This is a genomic window from Cryobacterium sp. SO2, assembly GCF_026151165.2.
Classification (GTDB): Bacteria; Actinomycetota; Actinomycetes; order Actinomycetales; family Microbacteriaceae; genus Cryobacterium.
In genome coordinates this window covers 2,849,347-2,863,416 of sequence record NZ_CP117849.1, presented here as the reverse complement: position 1 = coordinate 2,863,416, position 14,070 = coordinate 2,849,347, and the positions used below count along the sequence as shown (strand labels likewise).

At 72.2% G+C, this 14,070-nt stretch carries 16 protein-coding genes; 7 read left to right on the top strand and 9 right to left on the bottom strand.

Features of this window, described 5'->3' with window-relative positions; genetic code table 11:
* Window positions 1-20 precede the first annotated feature (20 nt).
* Window positions 21-2,957: a bifunctional diguanylate cyclase/phosphodiesterase gene (locus BJQ94_RS13405; RefSeq protein ID WP_265399154.1), complete on the bottom strand. Its 2,937-nt coding sequence runs from the start codon at window positions 2,955-2,957 to the stop codon at window positions 21-23.
* A gap of 352 nt (window positions 2,958-3,309) precedes the next feature.
* Between BJQ94_RS13405 and BJQ94_RS13400 the strand changes: the two genes are divergently transcribed.
* The gene (locus tag BJQ94_RS13400) at window positions 3,310-4,002 is read left to right on the top strand and encodes a hemerythrin domain-containing protein (RefSeq protein WP_265399153.1); all 693 of its coding nucleotides are present in this window, start codon (window positions 3,310-3,312) and stop codon (window positions 4,000-4,002) included.
* A gap of 39 nt (window positions 4,003-4,041) precedes the next feature.
* Here BJQ94_RS13400 and BJQ94_RS13395 read toward each other — a convergent pair whose 3' ends face one another.
* The 3 genes from BJQ94_RS13395 to BJQ94_RS13385 form a co-directional block, all read right to left on the bottom strand.
* Complete coding sequence (locus tag BJQ94_RS13395; RefSeq protein WP_265399152.1) at window positions 4,042-4,278, bottom strand: hypothetical protein; 237 nt, start codon at window positions 4,276-4,278, stop codon at window positions 4,042-4,044.
* A gap of 73 nt (window positions 4,279-4,351) precedes the next feature.
* On the bottom strand, window positions 4,352-4,579 hold the full coding sequence (locus BJQ94_RS13390) for a hypothetical protein (protein ID WP_265399151.1): 228 nt from the start codon (window positions 4,577-4,579) through the stop codon (window positions 4,352-4,354).
* Entirely contained in the window at window positions 4,579-4,878 is a 300-nt protein-coding gene (locus BJQ94_RS13385) for a hypothetical protein (protein ID WP_265399150.1), read from the bottom strand. The genes BJQ94_RS13390 and BJQ94_RS13385 overlap by 1 nt, the downstream gene beginning before the upstream one ends.
* A gap of 278 nt (window positions 4,879-5,156) precedes the next feature.
* Here BJQ94_RS13385 and BJQ94_RS13380 point away from each other — a divergent pair, with 278 nt between their 5' ends.
* Window positions 5,157-5,636: a hypothetical protein gene (locus BJQ94_RS13380; protein WP_265399149.1), complete on the top strand. Its 480-nt coding sequence runs from the start codon at window positions 5,157-5,159 to the stop codon at window positions 5,634-5,636.
* Between the two features lie 166 nt (window positions 5,637-5,802).
* Here BJQ94_RS13380 and BJQ94_RS13375 read toward each other — a convergent pair whose 3' ends face one another.
* Window positions 5,803-6,087, bottom strand: coding sequence for a glutaredoxin domain-containing protein (locus BJQ94_RS13375; protein ID WP_265399148.1), 285 nt, complete (start codon window positions 6,085-6,087; stop codon window positions 5,803-5,805).
* A gap of 56 nt (window positions 6,088-6,143) precedes the next feature.
* Here BJQ94_RS13375 and BJQ94_RS13370 point away from each other — a divergent pair, with 56 nt between their 5' ends.
* Entirely contained in the window at window positions 6,144-6,272 is a 129-nt protein-coding gene (locus BJQ94_RS13370; protein WP_275875497.1) for a hypothetical protein, read from the top strand.
* Between the two features lie 105 nt (window positions 6,273-6,377).
* Entirely contained in the window at window positions 6,378-6,635 is a 258-nt protein-coding gene (locus BJQ94_RS13365) for a hypothetical protein (RefSeq protein WP_265399147.1), read from the top strand.
* Window positions 6,636-6,644: 9 nt separating this feature from the next.
* Here BJQ94_RS13365 and BJQ94_RS13360 read toward each other — a convergent pair whose 3' ends face one another.
* Together BJQ94_RS13360 and BJQ94_RS13355 are read right to left on the bottom strand one after the other, a co-directional pair.
* Window positions 6,645-7,958 (bottom strand): MFS transporter, encoded by a 1,314-nt coding sequence (locus tag BJQ94_RS13360; protein WP_265399146.1) that lies wholly within the window; start codon window positions 7,956-7,958, stop codon window positions 6,645-6,647.
* 101 nt (window positions 7,959-8,059) lie between these two features.
* Complete coding sequence (locus tag BJQ94_RS13355; protein ID WP_265399145.1) at window positions 8,060-8,614, bottom strand: GNAT family protein; 555 nt, start codon at window positions 8,612-8,614, stop codon at window positions 8,060-8,062.
* Window positions 8,615-8,939: 325 nt separating this feature from the next.
* On the opposite strand from BJQ94_RS13355, the gene BJQ94_RS13350 reads away from it, so the two are divergent.
* Window positions 8,940-9,692: a hypothetical protein gene (locus BJQ94_RS13350; protein ID WP_265399144.1), complete on the top strand. Its 753-nt coding sequence runs from the start codon at window positions 8,940-8,942 to the stop codon at window positions 9,690-9,692.
* The gene (locus BJQ94_RS13345) at window positions 9,689-11,347 is read left to right on the top strand and encodes an FAD-dependent monooxygenase (protein WP_265399143.1); all 1,659 of its coding nucleotides are present in this window, start codon (window positions 9,689-9,691) and stop codon (window positions 11,345-11,347) included. The genes BJQ94_RS13350 and BJQ94_RS13345 overlap by 4 nt, the downstream gene beginning before the upstream one ends.
* Before the next feature lie 7 nt (window positions 11,348-11,354).
* On the opposite strand, the gene BJQ94_RS13340 is transcribed toward BJQ94_RS13345, so the two are convergent.
* Both BJQ94_RS13340 and BJQ94_RS13335 read right to left on the bottom strand, forming a co-directional pair.
* The gene (locus BJQ94_RS13340) at window positions 11,355-11,783 is read right to left on the bottom strand and encodes a nitroreductase/quinone reductase family protein (protein ID WP_265399142.1); all 429 of its coding nucleotides are present in this window, start codon (window positions 11,781-11,783) and stop codon (window positions 11,355-11,357) included.
* 181 nt (window positions 11,784-11,964) lie between these two features.
* Entirely contained in the window at window positions 11,965-12,555 is a 591-nt protein-coding gene (locus tag BJQ94_RS13335; RefSeq protein ID WP_265399140.1) for a helix-turn-helix domain-containing protein, read from the bottom strand.
* Between the two features lie 162 nt (window positions 12,556-12,717).
* Here BJQ94_RS13335 and BJQ94_RS13330 point away from each other — a divergent pair, with 162 nt between their 5' ends.
* Complete coding sequence (locus BJQ94_RS13330; RefSeq protein WP_265399139.1) at window positions 12,718-13,938, top strand: MFS transporter; 1,221 nt, start codon at window positions 12,718-12,720, stop codon at window positions 13,936-13,938.
* Window positions 13,939-14,070 lie beyond the last annotated feature (132 nt).

The following is a 14,070-nucleotide window of genomic DNA, read 5'->3' as shown; positions in this document are numbered from 1 at the left end:
GGCGGGGCCGGGAGGACTCCTCAGACGGGCCAGGGAGCGGGGCGGCCGAAGAGGTAGCCCTGGCCGTGCTGCCAGCCCTGCCGGCGAAGGGTCTCGGCCTGCGCGTCGGTCTCGATGCCCTCGGCCACGCCGGTGAGACCGAGGTGCGCCACCAGGCCGGCCAGACCGGCGGCGAGGCCGTCGCCGTGCCCGTCGACGGGTGCATCCTCACCGGGGGCGGACCCGAGGCCGGCCACGAAGCTGGCGTCGAGCTTGAGGCCCGTGACGGGCAGGTCGCGCAGCACCGAGATCGACGAGAAGCCGGTGCCGAAGTCGTCCACGTGCAGGCCGACACCTCGGTCGCGCAGGGCGGTCACGCTGCCCACGGTGTGGGACCGCAGCGACAGCACCGCGGTTTCGGTGACCTCCACGACCAGGCGGGACGGGTCCACCCCGTGCCGGTGCACGGTGGCCAGGAACCTCTCGGCCCACTCCTCGTGCGCCAGTTCGACGGCCGACACGTTGACGCTGATCGTGCCCGCGGCATCCGGATGCGCCGCCAGCACCGCGCAGACCTGGTCGAGCACGGCCCGGCCGATGCCCACGACCAGCCCGGACTCCTCGGCGACGGCGAGGAACTCGGCCGGCGCCAGCAGGCCGCGGTGCGGATGCTTCCAGCGCACCAGCGCCTCGTAGCCGACCACACTGCGGTCGGCGAGGGCCACGATGGGCTGGTAGTGCACCACGAAGTCGCCGGCCAGCAACGATGTGCGGATCTCGTCTTCGATGGTGAGCCGGGTCATGGCCTGGGAATGCATGGTGGCGTCGAAGAACTGCCAACGGGCCCGGCCGCTTTTCTTAGCGCGGAACAACGCGGAGTCGGTGTCGCGGAGCAGGCTGGCGGCGGTGGACTCCGGCGTGGAGAGGGCGATCCCGATCGACACCGTGGGCATGATGCGGTGTCCTTCGATGGTGAGCTCGGTGCCCAGGGCCGTGGCGATGCGCTCGGCCACCCGCTCCACCTCCGCGGGGTCGTGACCGTCGGGCACGACCACGACGAACTCGTCGCCGCCGAACCGGCCCACCCGGTCCTGCGGTCGCATCGCGCCCATCATCCGCTCGGCGATCTCGGCCAGCACCTCGTCGCCGGCCGCATGGCCGAGCGAGTCGTTCACGAGCTTGAAGTTGTCGAGGTCGATGAACAGCACGCCCACCGTGCCCCCTGAGCGCTGGGCCTGGTCGAGGTCCAGCTCCAGCGCGTTGAGGATCCAGGCCCGGTTATGCATCCCGGTGAGCCGGTCGTTGAACGCCTGCACGCGCAGCTCCTCGCGTGCCTCGTGCTCGGTCGTCACGTCTTCGAGCTGTACGACCAGGCGGTCCGGTGCGGCGGCAGCATTGCGGATCAGCGACGAGGACCGCCGCGCCCAGATGATCACGCCGTCCGCCCGGATCAACCGCAGCTCGATGGTCGACGCCGAGCCGTCGGCAGCGATGGTCGTGGCACGCGCCTGCGCCAGGGCGGCTCGGTCGGCCGGATGCACCAGATCGTCGGTTGACCGGCCCAGCAGCCCTGCCTCGTCCCGGTGCAGCATCCGGCACAGCGCCTTATTCACCACCTGGATGCGCCCGGTCAGGTCGCAGAGGATCATGCCCGTCGACGACGATGTCAGCACCGCGCGGAACATCGTCTCCGACGCCTCGAGGGCCTGCCGGGCGAGGGTCTCCTCGTGCACGTCGCGCAGGGAGACCACCCGGCCGATGAGGTCGCCGTCGGGGTCCCGCACTTCGCGGATCGACGCGGAGATCCAGCGGTGCTCGCCGGTCTTGCGCTGCACCTGGAACGGGGCCAGCTGCAGCATCCCGTCGGAGAACGCATCCCGGGTCTGCAGCACGTCGGTGACATTGTCGGGGTGGATGAGGTACAGGGAGGATTGTCCGACGAGGGCGTCGGGGCTCCAGCCCAGCAGCTCCACCGCCGACGGCGAGACCCAGGCGATTCTGTCGTCGATGCCGATCATGAGCACGACGTCGGAGGCGTTCTCCGCCAGCAGGCGGTACTGCCGCTCGGACTCCCGCAGGATGCCCCGCTCGGCCTCGGCGGTCAGCTCGGCGTCGACCAGGGCGTCAATGCTGGTGAAGCCGTGCACGCCGCCGGTCACTCGTCCGTCGCCGGCGATGATGGGCCCGGATGAGACCACGAACCAGCGATAGCTGCCGTCGGCGCAGAGCACTCGGTAGCGGCCCTGGGCGCGGTCGCCGGCGAGGAGGCGGTCCATGAGCTCGCGGGCTGTCGCCGTGTCGTCGGGGTGCTGGAATTCCGTCGACACGTGCTGGATCACCGCGGCCAGCGGCCAGCCGGTGGCCGCTGTGACGGAAGGGGAAGCCCACTCGATGGTGCCGAGCGTGGTGGTGCGCAGCACGAAATCGGTGACGTTGTCGCCGAGGTCGCGGTAGCTGGCGAGGACCCGGTCGGTGGCGCTCCGACCGCGCGGGGTCTCGGTCACATCGGCGAACACGGTGACGGTGGCCAGGGGCGCTCCACTCCCACCGGTGGTCAGGCCAGTGCTCACGCTCAGCCAGATCAGACGGTCAGGAGCATCGCCCGGGCTGCGCAGTGTCACACCCAGGAGGCTGTCGTCAACGCCATGGCCGGTGCGCATCGTCACGGCGCTGGGACGGTGGTCGAGTGCGATCGGCAGGCCCTGCTCGTCGAGGGGTTTCCAGCGCGGGTCATCGGCGGAGCTGGCGAGCAACTCGTCCCAGGTGAGGTGCAGCAGTCTGACCGCTTGGGCGTTAGCGCCGAGCACTCGGTGGTCGAGCCCGCGGATGATCACCCCGCTGCCGGCGGGCACGGGCGGGAGTTGCCCGGCGAGCTCGGCGGGCATCCCGAGTGGCCAGCGAATCTCGGCGGCCTGGTCGGGGTCGGTGGGCGCGGCCGGGATGGGCTGGGGGCCGGCGACGGACGATCCCAGTGCCATTGTGCCCCTGCCTGCGAGCCGGGTGGATCGCGATTCTGTGATCAGTTATCGAATAGTAGCGGATGCGAGCGACGCGTCCCGGCACCGCTCCGCCGCTGCCCGTGGCACTCTTCGGCTGCGCGGTGAGTGCCGTGGGCGTTCCGCGGGCACGGCGCCGTTGCGCGGGTGGCGCGCAGCCCGCGGAGCGGCGCCTGACCCGCGCACCGGCATCCGCCGCCGACAATGCTCGACGCACGTGGGCGGGTGCCCGGCCGATAGTCGATCGAGCCGGTGACCCCTTGATGGGGGGCCCGCACCCGAATACAGTTTGCAGCGCCTACCGATAGCCGCGTTCACCGACGAAGGAGTCCTCATGCCCGCTACAGCGTTGCCCGCCAGCGGCGACCCCAGTGGCGCGAACCGCACGCGCACCTGCGACGCCCGCGGCATGGCCGAGATCCATCGGATGTTCCGGGCCGGGTTCGGCGAGGGCCCGGCGCTGGTCGGCGGTGTCGCCGACTCGGATGCGGCCCAGGCCGAGATCGTCGGCGACTACTTGGCGATGCTCTCCGTCGGGCTGCACGCCCACCACGAGGGCGAGGACACCCTGCTCTGGGACCGGCTGGAGAACCGGGCTCCGTCGTGCACGGCCCATGTCGAGCGCATGAAGCAGCAGCATGCCGAGATGCTCGTGCACCTGGCGAAGCTCGACGCGAGCCTGCCGGCCTGGCGCGCCGGCGGCCGGGCGACGGATGCCGCATCCGTGACGACCGCGCTCGCCGGGATCAACGCGGCGCTCGCCGTGCACCTGCCCGACGAGGAGACGAACATCGTGCCGGTGATGGAGACCGTTCTGGCGCCGCGGGACGTCGACGCGCTCGCCGAGCACGGCCGCAGGGCCACGCCGAAGGGCAAGGTGTTCATCCAGCTGGGCACGATCCTCGACGCGCAACCGGATGGCGGCGCGGAGTGGCAGCGTGAGCACCTGCAGGCGCCGCTGCGGCTGATCTGGCGGGTGGTGGGCAAGCAGAGGTACGAGCGGTACCGTGCGGCGCTCGTGCGGTAGCTGAGTTCGCCCGCGGGCAGGCGGCCGGGCGGCGACGGCTCAGAGCGGTGAAAGCTCCGGGAAGAGCGCGGCCACGACGAACGGCCAGGCCAGGGTGACGGCCAGGACCACGACAACGGCCACGACCACCACGATGCCGAGGATGATCGAATAGCTCAGCACGATCGTGGCCAGGTGCAAGCCGATCACGCTCGCCCGTTCGGGTCGCACCTCGTGGACGTCGTCGAAGATCGCCAGCCCGTCAGCCTCGGATAGCTCCTGGTCTGTCATGTTCATCAGTACCCCCGAAATGAAGACTACCCGGGCACCACGCGGTGGCCGCCGGGCGGGGCCGGCCGGGGCGCGGGCATCAGGATGCCGCGTGGTTGTCGATGGTGGCGAGCGTGTTCGTGTGGGCGTCCACGCACATCCGGGTGCACAGCTCGAACAGACCCAGCCTGGCCTGCTCGTCGGTGAGTTCGATGCGGGCGAGCCGGTAGTCCTCCGGCGGCACGGGCGTGGGGGTCGGGTATTCGCCGTCGTCGATGACGGCCCCGATGATGGTGCCGGCGTGGTCGTGCACGGCGATGAGGAGCATCAGGACTCCACTTCGATCGCGGTGAACATCAGCAGCCCGCCGTTGCCGGATGGCCGGAATTCCCGGCCGACCGGGTCGGAGACGGTGACCAGGAAGTGTTCGACGAACTGCATGTCGTTGTCGGATGTGGTCCACTCGCGTTCGATCTCGACCTGCATGTTGCCCTGGTAGGGGCGCACTGCGTAACCCCAGTAGTGCGAGTTGTCGCCGAGCGGCCACGACCAGATGAGGGTGCCCCTGGCCTGGTAGAGCCCGTTCTGGCCCTCGTGGGGTGCCCAGTACTGGGTGACGGTGGTCATGGCGCACACGGTATACCCGGGCGGGGTGCGGTTCAACGGGCGGGCGGGCATCCGCGCGCGGGCTGCCGGAGCCGGGCGGGGCCGTCTTTTCACGTTGCGCGGGTTGCGCGCCGTTGCGCGGGTGGCACGCCACCCGCGAAACGGCGCCGTGCCCGCGCAACGGGTTTTTCGGGCGATCGCGGCGCATCCGTGCGCTCTCCGGGGCTTCCGAGCCGGGGAGGGGCAGGCGTAGCGTGGGAGCAGGGCCGGGGCCGCCGGCACTCGGTGAGGAGCGAAAGATGAGCGTCAAGGAGGCGTTCACCGCAGAGCAGTGGCGGATGGTGGGGAGCGCGCCGTTCCTCGTGGGCATGTTCGTGGCAGGCTCCTCACCCAGCGGACCGATCGGCATGCTCACCGAGATGCTCGCCGCGGAGAAGGCCGTGACGCTGGAGGCATCCCAGCCGGACGGTCTGCCGCTCGTGCGGGAGATCGAGGCGGACCTGGTGGCCGAGCACCTGACCCGCGACCTGGGCACGATCGACGGTTCGCCCGCCGGGCAGGAGAGGGTGCTGCGGGAGCTGGGCCGGGCGCTGGGCATCGTCGACGCGCACGCGCGGGCGGAGGCGTCGGCGTTCCGGGCCTGGCTGTACAGGGTGGCGCAGCACGTGGTCAGGGCTGCACCGGAGGGCGGCCCGGTGACGGCCGGCCGCACTTTCGTCAGCGACGAGGAGACCGCGGCACTGACGACCCTGGGGGAGCTGCTCGGGGTGCCGCGCTAGCCGGGCTCAGCGGCGGCGGGGTCCCCTTCTCCCACACGATCACCCTCGCGACCCGATCGCCCTGGTGGCCAACCTGGATGACTGCACCGACCAGCATCCGCGAACCGTGAGAAAAGCCCCTAAAGTCGCGACTTTTGGGGGGCTCTTCTCACGGCTCGCGGGAGTTTTAGATCGTGCCCAGGGCGGTGAGCTTGGCGCGCACGTCGGCGTCGCTTGGCTCCACCAGGTGGGTGTTGTCGGCGAAGACGATCACGGGGATCTGGGTGCGGCCGCTGATGGCCCTGGCCCGGTCGGCGCCGTCGGCGACGCTCTCGAGGTCGATGTAGTCGTAGTCGATGCCCAGGCCGTCCAGCAGCGACTTCGACCGGCGGCAGTCGCGGCACCACTCGGCGCCGAACATCGTGAGGCGGGCATCGGCGGTCGACGGGACGGAAGCGGCGGAGTCGGTCATCCGTCGAGTGTAAGCGCGCCGCGCCTTGGAGACCGCTGAGCGCCTAGGCTGCGGGTATGAGCGACACGGGCACCGCGCGGCGGCAACGGATGCGGGAGCGAGCGCGCGCTTGGCTGGCCCGTCTGCCCCTCCAGATGTCGGAGCTGGGCGGGGCGGCACTGGAATTGGTCTTCTTCTGGCGTTAGCGCATCGTGACCAAGCCCCCCGCTGAGGGTGCGCGGATTTCGGCCTGATCAGGGCTGATCTGTGCTTGACTGCACGTGAACGTTTCCTTACCCGAAGGAGCCAACGTGAATCATCGTGCGTTTGTCGTGCTCGGCCTGGTCGTGAGCAGTGCCCTCTGCGTGGCGGCCACGGTGTACCTGATCATTCTGGGCGCCCGGGTCGACACGCAGATCACGCCGCTCAGCCCCGCGGAGACCTACCTGAGTGCGGGCGGGCTGATCACCGGTGTGTTCGGCCTGGCCGTCTTCCTCGGCCTCGCGTTGCGGCCCCCGGTGCCGCCGGCGCCCACGGTGCGGGCCGCCGACGAGATGCCCGCGGACTAACGCGAACGGTCAGGTCGCGGAGGCGAGCTCCGGTTCGTCGGTGGGAGCGGCATCCGTCGCGCGCGGGCGCACCCGGGTGGCGAGCACGGGCGCGAACAGCACCACGAGCAGCCCGGCCAGGGGAACCACGAGCAGTCCGTAGCGCAGTGCGGACAGGTCGGCGATGAACCCGACGATGGGCGGCGACACCAGGAAGCCCAGCCGCAGCAGCCAGGCGACGATGGTGAGGCCGGTACCGGTGCGGAAGCCGGGCAGTTCGTCGGCGGCGTGCATGGCCGCGGGGATGAGCGTGGCCACGCCGAATCCGGCCAGGCCGAAGCCCACGATGATGCCGGCGACGGACGGGAACGCGAGCGCGGTGCCCATGCCCAGGAACACGATGGCGCCGCCGGTGCGGGCCACGGCGCGCTGGCCGAACCTGTCCACGAACCTGTCGCCGAGCATCCGCCCGATGAATTGCATGCCCTGCAGCGCGATGAAGCCGAAACCGGCCAGCAGGGCGGATGTGCCGAGCGAGTCGGAGAGGAAGATCGCCGACCAGGTGCTGCCGGCGTCTTCGACCAGCGCGCCCGAGGCGGCGATGACCACGAGGGCGCCGAGCACGAGCCACTTGCCCAGCCGGCCGAACGAGCGGGCCGGGCTGGTGCCGGCCGCACCGCCGGCGGCGACATCGGCCGATCCGGCGGCCGGGTCGGTGGGGGCGGATGCCGGCGGTTCGGTCGGTTCGACGGGCTCGGGGCCGTGCAGCAGCGACCGGTAGGCCACCAGGGCGAACATGCTGAAGGTGACCGCGGAGACGATCAGGTGCGTGCCGCGGGGCACATCGAGCTGGGCGGCGGCCGCGCCGAGCAGGCCGCCGGTGACCGCGCCGATGCTCCAGACCGCGTGGAACGAGTTGAGGATGCTCCTCTGGTAGAGCCGCTGCACCCGCAGCCCGTGCGAGTTCTGCGCCACGTCGGTGATCGAGTCCATCGCCCCGGCGAGGAAGATGCCCAGGGCGAGGGCCGCCCAGCCCGGCGCGACGCCGGCCAGGATCAGCCCGACCGCGGTGAGCATGGTGGAGACCACGGCCACCCGCGACGACCGGAACCGGCGGATCAGCATGCCGGCGGCGAGCCCGGCGATGAGCGCTCCGAGCGGGAAGGCGGCGATGGCAAGCCCGAATTCGGCGTTGCTGAGGCCGAGGTCGGCCTTGATCGCCGGATACCGGGGGATCAGGTTGGCGAAGAGGGCGCCATTGGTGAAGAACAGCACGGCGACGGCGGTGCGCGCGCGGCGCACATCCACGTCGGGGCGGCTGATGGGGCGTGCGGGAGGCGTCATTGCGTCGGCGGTCTTTCGTGGGGAGTCGGCGTACGGGAACAAGCTTGGCACGGATGCCGCCGGTCACTGTCCGGGCGAGCCAACGGGGTTAGCCGACCGGGCTAGCCGACGGGGAGTTCGAAGATGGTCTCCATGCCGTCTTCGTCGTCCCAGAGCTCGCCGACGGCCACGAAGCCGAACTGGGCGATGAGGTTGTTCGAGGGCAGGTTGTCGGGGCGGATGCTGGCCCGCACCACCGCGACCGACGGCTCCAGCCTGGCCCGTTCGAGCAGCGCGGTGAGAGCGGCGCGGGCGTAACCCTGCCGGTGGAACGCGGCATCCACCGCGTAACCGACCTCGACCATGCCATCGGCGTCCGGGGCGCCGTGGTAGCCGGACTGGCCCACCGCCAGCTGCCGGGTGGGGTCGTAGATGACCCGGGTGATCCAGCTGGCATCTGTGGGGGTCTCGGCGAGCTGCCGGCTGCGCCGCCGCCAGGTGTTCGCGCTGGCGGGTTCCACGAAGTAGGGGCTCAGCTCCACCGCGGCCTGCTCATTGGCGAGGTCGAGGTCTTCGTCGGCGAGGGCGTCGATAGTGGCGGCGTTCAGCTGCACGAGCTGAACCGTCGGGGCGACCGTGGACGGCCACGGTTCGTCGAGGGGAGAGATCGAAGTCATGGGTCCTTCGTCGATCATTCGTGCGCTGGAGATGCTGGGCGGACTCCACGAGGAGGCTGCGGGACGCTCGACGGCGAGAAACGAGGCAGAGAGATGGCGAGCGGATGCTGCCCCCGCGGCTGAAGACCCCGCCAAGGCGCAGTTCAGGCTACCCCTCGGAACGCGCGCGACGCGACCGGGAATCGGGTCGTCCGGCGGGTCGCCCGGCCGGCCGGCTGCCGCCGCCGGCCCTTCCCGGGCGCCGACGGGCTGCCTATGCTGGCACGGTCGTGCACCGGCTCCCGCCACCCCGGCGGACGCACCCAGTGCCGCGGGGAGGAGCACCATGACGATCCAGCCCAGCAGCGGCGTGGCCGAGAGACCTCCGCTCGCACTGGTCCCCGCGGTGCTCGGCCTGGTCGGATGCGTGCTGCGCACGGCCGTGCTGCTGTTGCAGCGGCGCATCCACCTGCCCCGGCAGAACACCGGGAGGCAGCTCACCTTCGCCGACGGCAGCCATGCCGTGGTCTACCGCGAGACCGTCGTCGACCGCGACGTCACACGTGAACCCGTTGTGCTCGTGGTGGGTTTCCGACTGCGGATGCTGCAGGGGAGGGCGCACCGCTGGTTCCGGGTGGAGAGCATCCTGAACACGCCGCTATTCGTGGGGTTTCCCGGCTACGTGTCGAAACTCTGGCTCACCCACGACGAGAACGGCCGCTACCGGGGGGTCTACGAGTGGGACGGCGCGCAGGCGGCGGAGACCTACGCGCGCACCCTGTGGCGGGTGCTTGCGCTGGGCAGCGTGCCGGGGTCGATCCACTACCGGGTGTTGCCGGGGGTGTGCCGGGACGTGTTCCTGCGGGACCCGGGCCGGTATTCCGCGCCGAGGGCGCCGGCGGCGCCGAACGGCCGGCATCGGGGCGCACACGTAGCGGGGCCTGCGCCCTTCGCCGGAACGCCGCGCTCGGCCGCGGTCACGTCGATTGCTCCCGGGCGGGTGCACGCGGCGGGGCCGGCCGAGGCATCCGGGCCGGCGGGCTGGTGGCGCCCGACCGAGCCGATCTCAGCGAAGCGCCGCGTGCGCGAACCGGTATGAGCCACGACGTCGACGTGCTCGTGGTGGGCGCCGGCGCCACGGGCCTCGCCCTTGCCTTGCAGGCGCACGACCACGGCGCCCTGGTGCGCATCGTCGAACGGCGCACCGACCCGTTCCGGGCGTCGCGGGCCATGGTGATGCATCCGCGCACCCTCGAACTGCTGCGCCCGCTGGGGGTGACGGATGCGCTGCTCGCGCGCGGCGACAGCTCGCCGACCGCGCGGCTGCACCTTCGCTCGCGGGTGGTGCCGGTGGCGATCGACCAGCTCGACCTGCCCGGCACGGCGTTCCCGCACCTGCTGCTGATCCGGCAGGCCGACGTGGAGGCCGTGCTCGGCGCGGCGCTCGCCGAGCGCGGGGTGACCGTGGAACGCGGCACCGAGCTGGTGCGGCTGGCCCGTCTGCGGCACGGCGGGGCGCGGGCCGAGCTGCGGCACGCCGACGGCGAATCCGACGAGAACCTGCTCTGCCGCTATCTGGTGGGCTGCGACGGCGCGGCCAGCCTGGTGCGCGGTTCGGTGGGCGGCTGGCTCGGCGGCGATTACGCGCAGGAGGTGGTGCTTGCCGACGTGGAGCTCGGCGCCGCGCTGCCGCCCGCCGCGCCCGCCACCCTTGAGCCCGGGGTTGCACACGTCGTCGTCGGCCGGCGCGGGCTGGTGTTCCTCTTCAACATCGGCGAGCGGGCCACCTGGCGGATGCTCGCCACCCGCCGTGCGGGCGCCGACCGGCAGCCGTTCGGCCAGCCGGGTCCGCCCGTGCCGCGCGCCCAGCTGCAGCGGCTGCTCGACGAGAGCGGCCTGCCCGCCCACATCGAAGAGCTGGCCTGGTCGGCGCAGGTGCGGCTGCAGCACCGGATCGCCAGCCGGTTCAGCCGCGGGCCGCTGTTCATCGCCGGTGACGCCGCGCACGTGCACTCCCCGGCGGGCGCGCAGGGCATGAATGCGGGCATCCACGACGCGGTCAACCTCGGCTGGAAGCTCGGGTTCGCGGCCGCGGCCGGGCGTCGGGCCCGCCCCTCCGCGGCGGGGGAGACGCCCGCGCCCGGCACCCTCGCTGCACTGCCCGGGTCGGCGTTGCTCGACTCCTACGCGCAGGAGCGCCGTCCGGCGGACCTTGCGGTGTTGCGCCTCACCCGGCTGATCTATTGGGCCGAGGCCAGCCTGCATCCACTGGCCCAACTGGGCCGGGCCGTGCTCGTGCCGGCCGGCGCGCCGCTGCTGCCGTGGCTCATCCGGCGGCGGCGCCTCACCGCCGCCGGAGTGCGCACGCTCGCGCAGTTCCGGCTGCGCTATCCGCGCAGCGTGCTGTCGGTGGATGTGCAGGCGTCGCTGATCCCGGTGCGCGACGGCCTGGCCCGGCGGGGCCTGCGGCCGGGCTCGCGGGTGGCCGACACCCTGGTGCGCTGCGAGGGCCGCCGGGTGCGGGCGCACGAGTTGATGGCGACGCCGGGTGTGCACATCTTCCTGCAGGCGGATGCGCGCCCGGTGCCCGAGCGGCTGCTGGGGCCGTTCGTGCACGTGCATCGCCTCGACGACCGGCCCGGAACCGGCATGCTCGTCGTGCGGCCGGACGGTTACGCGGCCCTGCGGGCGCCCGTGCTCGACGAAGGGCAGCTCGCGGCCTGGCTGCGCATGGTGGGAGTCCTCGAGCGCTGACTCGGCCTCAGCCGCGAACGGCCGGGCCGGTCGGCTCGAGCCGGAAGATGGGGTGATCGGCCGCATCCGGCAGCTCGGCCAGGAACGCGTTCGCACGGCGGCCCAGCCGCTCGAGATAGGCGGCGGCGACGAGCTGGTGCTCGGTACCGCGCAGCTCGGTGGCCAGGTGCGGCTGCCGGTGCCAGCGGATGCGCAGCTCGCAGCGTCCGGCCACCCGGAGATTGCGCACCCACTGGGTCTCGCCGCGTCCGGCGATCACATATTTGTCGCCCTCGAATTCGAACGGGGCGACGGGGGTGCTGATCTCCCGCCCGCTGATCCGGCCCCGCACGATGAGGGTGGGGACGCCGATGGTGCGAGCGATCGGGTTGACAACGTGCTGCATGACGTAACTCGGCGGCAGATACCCGCCCAGCCCCGTCGAGGTGCTGCTCATGGTCTGGCTCCTTCCGGTCTGGTCTTGTGAACCTGGGGCGCGCATCCGCCCATGCCAGACACGGTACTGCCGCCGCCGCGCCGCCGAAAGGCACAGACCCGCCCGCCTGTGAACCCTTGCAGCCGGGCCGGCAACGGGCAGCGTTGCGCGGGCCGGTGGGTAGCGGCTCAGTCGGTGCGGGTCAGTGCGGCGCGGCGGCGAGGGGGCGGATGGGCCCGATCTCGGGGTCGTTCTCGCCCGGACCCGGCACGATGGCGATGTCGGGCAGGTCGATGACCTGGCCGGCGGGTGTGACGAAGGCGATCGACGCGGCCTCGCCGGTGTCGGCGTGCTGGTACAGCCGGCTGGGGCCGTGGCCGGAGGGGCGGTACTCGTTGCCCCACTGGGCGAGGGCGCCGAGCACCGGCAGCAGGGCGTCGCCGGCGGGGGTGAGGTGGTAGTCGAAGCGTTCGCGGGCGCCGGGCTCACGGTAGCCGCGGCGTGCGAGCACGCCGGCCTCCACGAGGGAGCAGAGCCGGGTGGTGAGGATGTCGGTGGGGATGCCGAGCACCTTGCGGAAGTCGCTGAACCTGGTGCGGCCGCGGAAGCACTCCCGCACGATCAGGATCGTCCACCGGTCGCCGAGCACCTGCATGGTGCGGGCGATGGAGCAGCGCAGCTCGTCGCCGGAGCGCTTCGCCGCGGCGTGCGGCGCAGGGGAGGCGTGGAACGAGGTCGCCGAGTGCGCCGGCGAGTCAGCTGGTGGCGGAGCATCGGAGGATTCCGTTGTCATGTCCCCATCCTACATTGACTTGGATTAACCAACCCAGCCTGTTAGCGTTGCCGGGAGGTCGCCACCCGGCGGCCGGCCCTGCAAAGGCGCGGCGCATCCGTCGCCATCGGCGGCCCCGGCTGGTCTGGGGCGTCCGACGGCAGTCGTCCGGTTTGGAGCCGAATGTCGCAGTCCCGCCCCGCCGCCCGCTTCTGGACGGCGGCCTCCGTGGCGATGCTCGCCCTCTGGGCCAGCGGCTCGCCCACCATGATCTACCCGCTCTACGCGCACGACTGGGCCATGACGCCCGCGGCCACCACCACGCTGTTCGCCGTGTACCCGCTGGTGCTCGTGGTGGTGCTGCTCGTGTTCGGCGACCTCTCCGACCACATCGGCCGCCGCGCCACCCTGCTCGCCGGTGTTGCCGCGATGTTCCTGGGCGCCCTGCTGTTCGCGGTGGCGCCGGCCGAGCCGTGGCTGTTCGTGGCCAGGGCGTTCCAGGGCGTCGGCGTGGGCCTGGCGATGGCGCCGGCCAGCGCGGCCATGGTGGAGTTCAACACCCGCGGCGGCACGGCCAGGGCCAGCTCGGTGAACACGGCCGCCACCGCGGTCGGCCTGGCCGTGGCCACCATCGTCGCCGGCGCACTCGTGCAGTACGCGCCGGCCCCGCGCCAGCTCAGCTACTGGGTGGTCGTGCTCGCCGCCGCTGTGGTCTTCCTAGCCGTGCGCACCCTGCCCAGGCACGTGCCCGACACCCAGACCTCGGCGCGGTGGCGGCCCCGGCCGATCCGGGTGCCGGCGGGCCTGCGCGGCGTGGTCACCACATCCGCGCTGGCGATCACGACGGCGTTCGGCGTGGGCGCGGTGCTGCTCTCGCTCGGCGCGCAGATCTCCGCCGACCTCATCCACTCCGACAACACCCTCGTCTCCGGGCTGGTGCTCGCCATCACCTCCGTGGTCATCGGCATCACCGCGATCGCCGCCAAACGGATGCCCGCCCGCCTGGCCATCGGCCTCGGCGGCGTGGCCAGCGCCACGGCGGTGGCGCTGCTCGTGCTCAGTGCGGCCACGGCGTCGCTGCCGGTGTTCGCGGTCACCTCGGTCGCCGCCGGGGTGGGCTACGGGCTCCTGTTCCTCGGCGGGTTGGGGCTGCTCAACCGGCACGCGCCAGCGCACCACCGGGCCGGCACCATCTCCGTGGTGTACACGGTGGCCTACCTGATGCAGGGGATCATCGCGGTGCTGCTCGGGCTCGAGGCCACCGCGGTGGGCCTGCAGACGGCCCTCGGTGTGGCCGCCCCGGTGCTGATCGTGCTCGCGCTGGGCACCTCCGTGGTGGCCGCCCTCCCCGGCCGCGGTGCCGCCGGCGCCGCCGCCCTGCCGGCGCCCCGCGCCAACCCCTAACCCGCGCAACGGCGCCCACCCCGCGCAACGGCGCCCAACCCGCGTTTCTCGATGCGCGGGTTCTACGCCACTTCGCGGGTGGCGCGCCACCCGCGGAACGGCGCCCGACCCGCGTATCTCGGAGCGCGGGCA

What these genes read in the sequence shown, in the direction of transcription:
- BJQ94_RS13405 (WP_265399154.1), bottom strand. Translation starts at nt 2,957, where the DNA reads ATGGCACTGGGATCGTCCGTCGCCGGCCCCCAGCCCATCCCGGCCGCG.
- BJQ94_RS13400 (WP_265399153.1), top strand. Translation starts at nt 3,310, where the DNA reads ATGCCCGCTACAGCGTTGCCCGCCAGCGGCGACCCCAGTGGCGCGAAC.
- BJQ94_RS13395 (WP_265399152.1), bottom strand. Translation starts at nt 4,278, where the DNA reads ATGAACATGACAGACCAGGAGCTATCCGAGGCTGACGGGCTGGCGATC.
- BJQ94_RS13390 (WP_265399151.1), bottom strand. Translation starts at nt 4,579, where the DNA reads ATGCTCCTCATCGCCGTGCACGACCACGCCGGCACCATCATCGGGGCC.
- BJQ94_RS13385 (WP_265399150.1), bottom strand. Translation starts at nt 4,878, where the DNA reads ATGACCACCGTCACCCAGTACTGGGCACCCCACGAGGGCCAGAACGGG.
- BJQ94_RS13380 (WP_265399149.1), top strand. Translation starts at nt 5,157, where the DNA reads ATGAGCGTCAAGGAGGCGTTCACCGCAGAGCAGTGGCGGATGGTGGGG.
- BJQ94_RS13375 (WP_265399148.1), bottom strand. Translation starts at nt 6,087, where the DNA reads ATGACCGACTCCGCCGCTTCCGTCCCGTCGACCGCCGATGCCCGCCTC.
- BJQ94_RS13370 (WP_275875497.1), top strand. Translation starts at nt 6,144, where the DNA reads ATGAGCGACACGGGCACCGCGCGGCGGCAACGGATGCGGGAGCGAGCG.
- BJQ94_RS13360 (WP_265399146.1), bottom strand. Translation starts at nt 7,958, where the DNA reads ATGACGCCTCCCGCACGCCCCATCAGCCGCCCCGACGTGGATGTGCGC.
- BJQ94_RS13355 (WP_265399145.1), bottom strand. Translation starts at nt 8,614, where the DNA reads ATGACTTCGATCTCTCCCCTCGACGAACCGTGGCCGTCCACGGTCGCC.
- BJQ94_RS13350 (WP_265399144.1), top strand. Translation starts at nt 8,940, where the DNA reads ATGACGATCCAGCCCAGCAGCGGCGTGGCCGAGAGACCTCCGCTCGCA.
- BJQ94_RS13345 (WP_265399143.1), top strand. Translation starts at nt 9,689, where the DNA reads ATGAGCCACGACGTCGACGTGCTCGTGGTGGGCGCCGGCGCCACGGGC.
- BJQ94_RS13340 (WP_265399142.1), bottom strand. Translation starts at nt 11,783, where the DNA reads ATGAGCAGCACCTCGACGGGGCTGGGCGGGTATCTGCCGCCGAGTTAC.
- BJQ94_RS13335 (WP_265399140.1), bottom strand. Translation starts at nt 12,555, where the DNA reads ATGACAACGGAATCCTCCGATGCTCCGCCACCAGCTGACTCGCCGGCG.
- BJQ94_RS13330 (WP_265399139.1), top strand. Translation starts at nt 12,718, where the DNA reads ATGTCGCAGTCCCGCCCCGCCGCCCGCTTCTGGACGGCGGCCTCCGTG.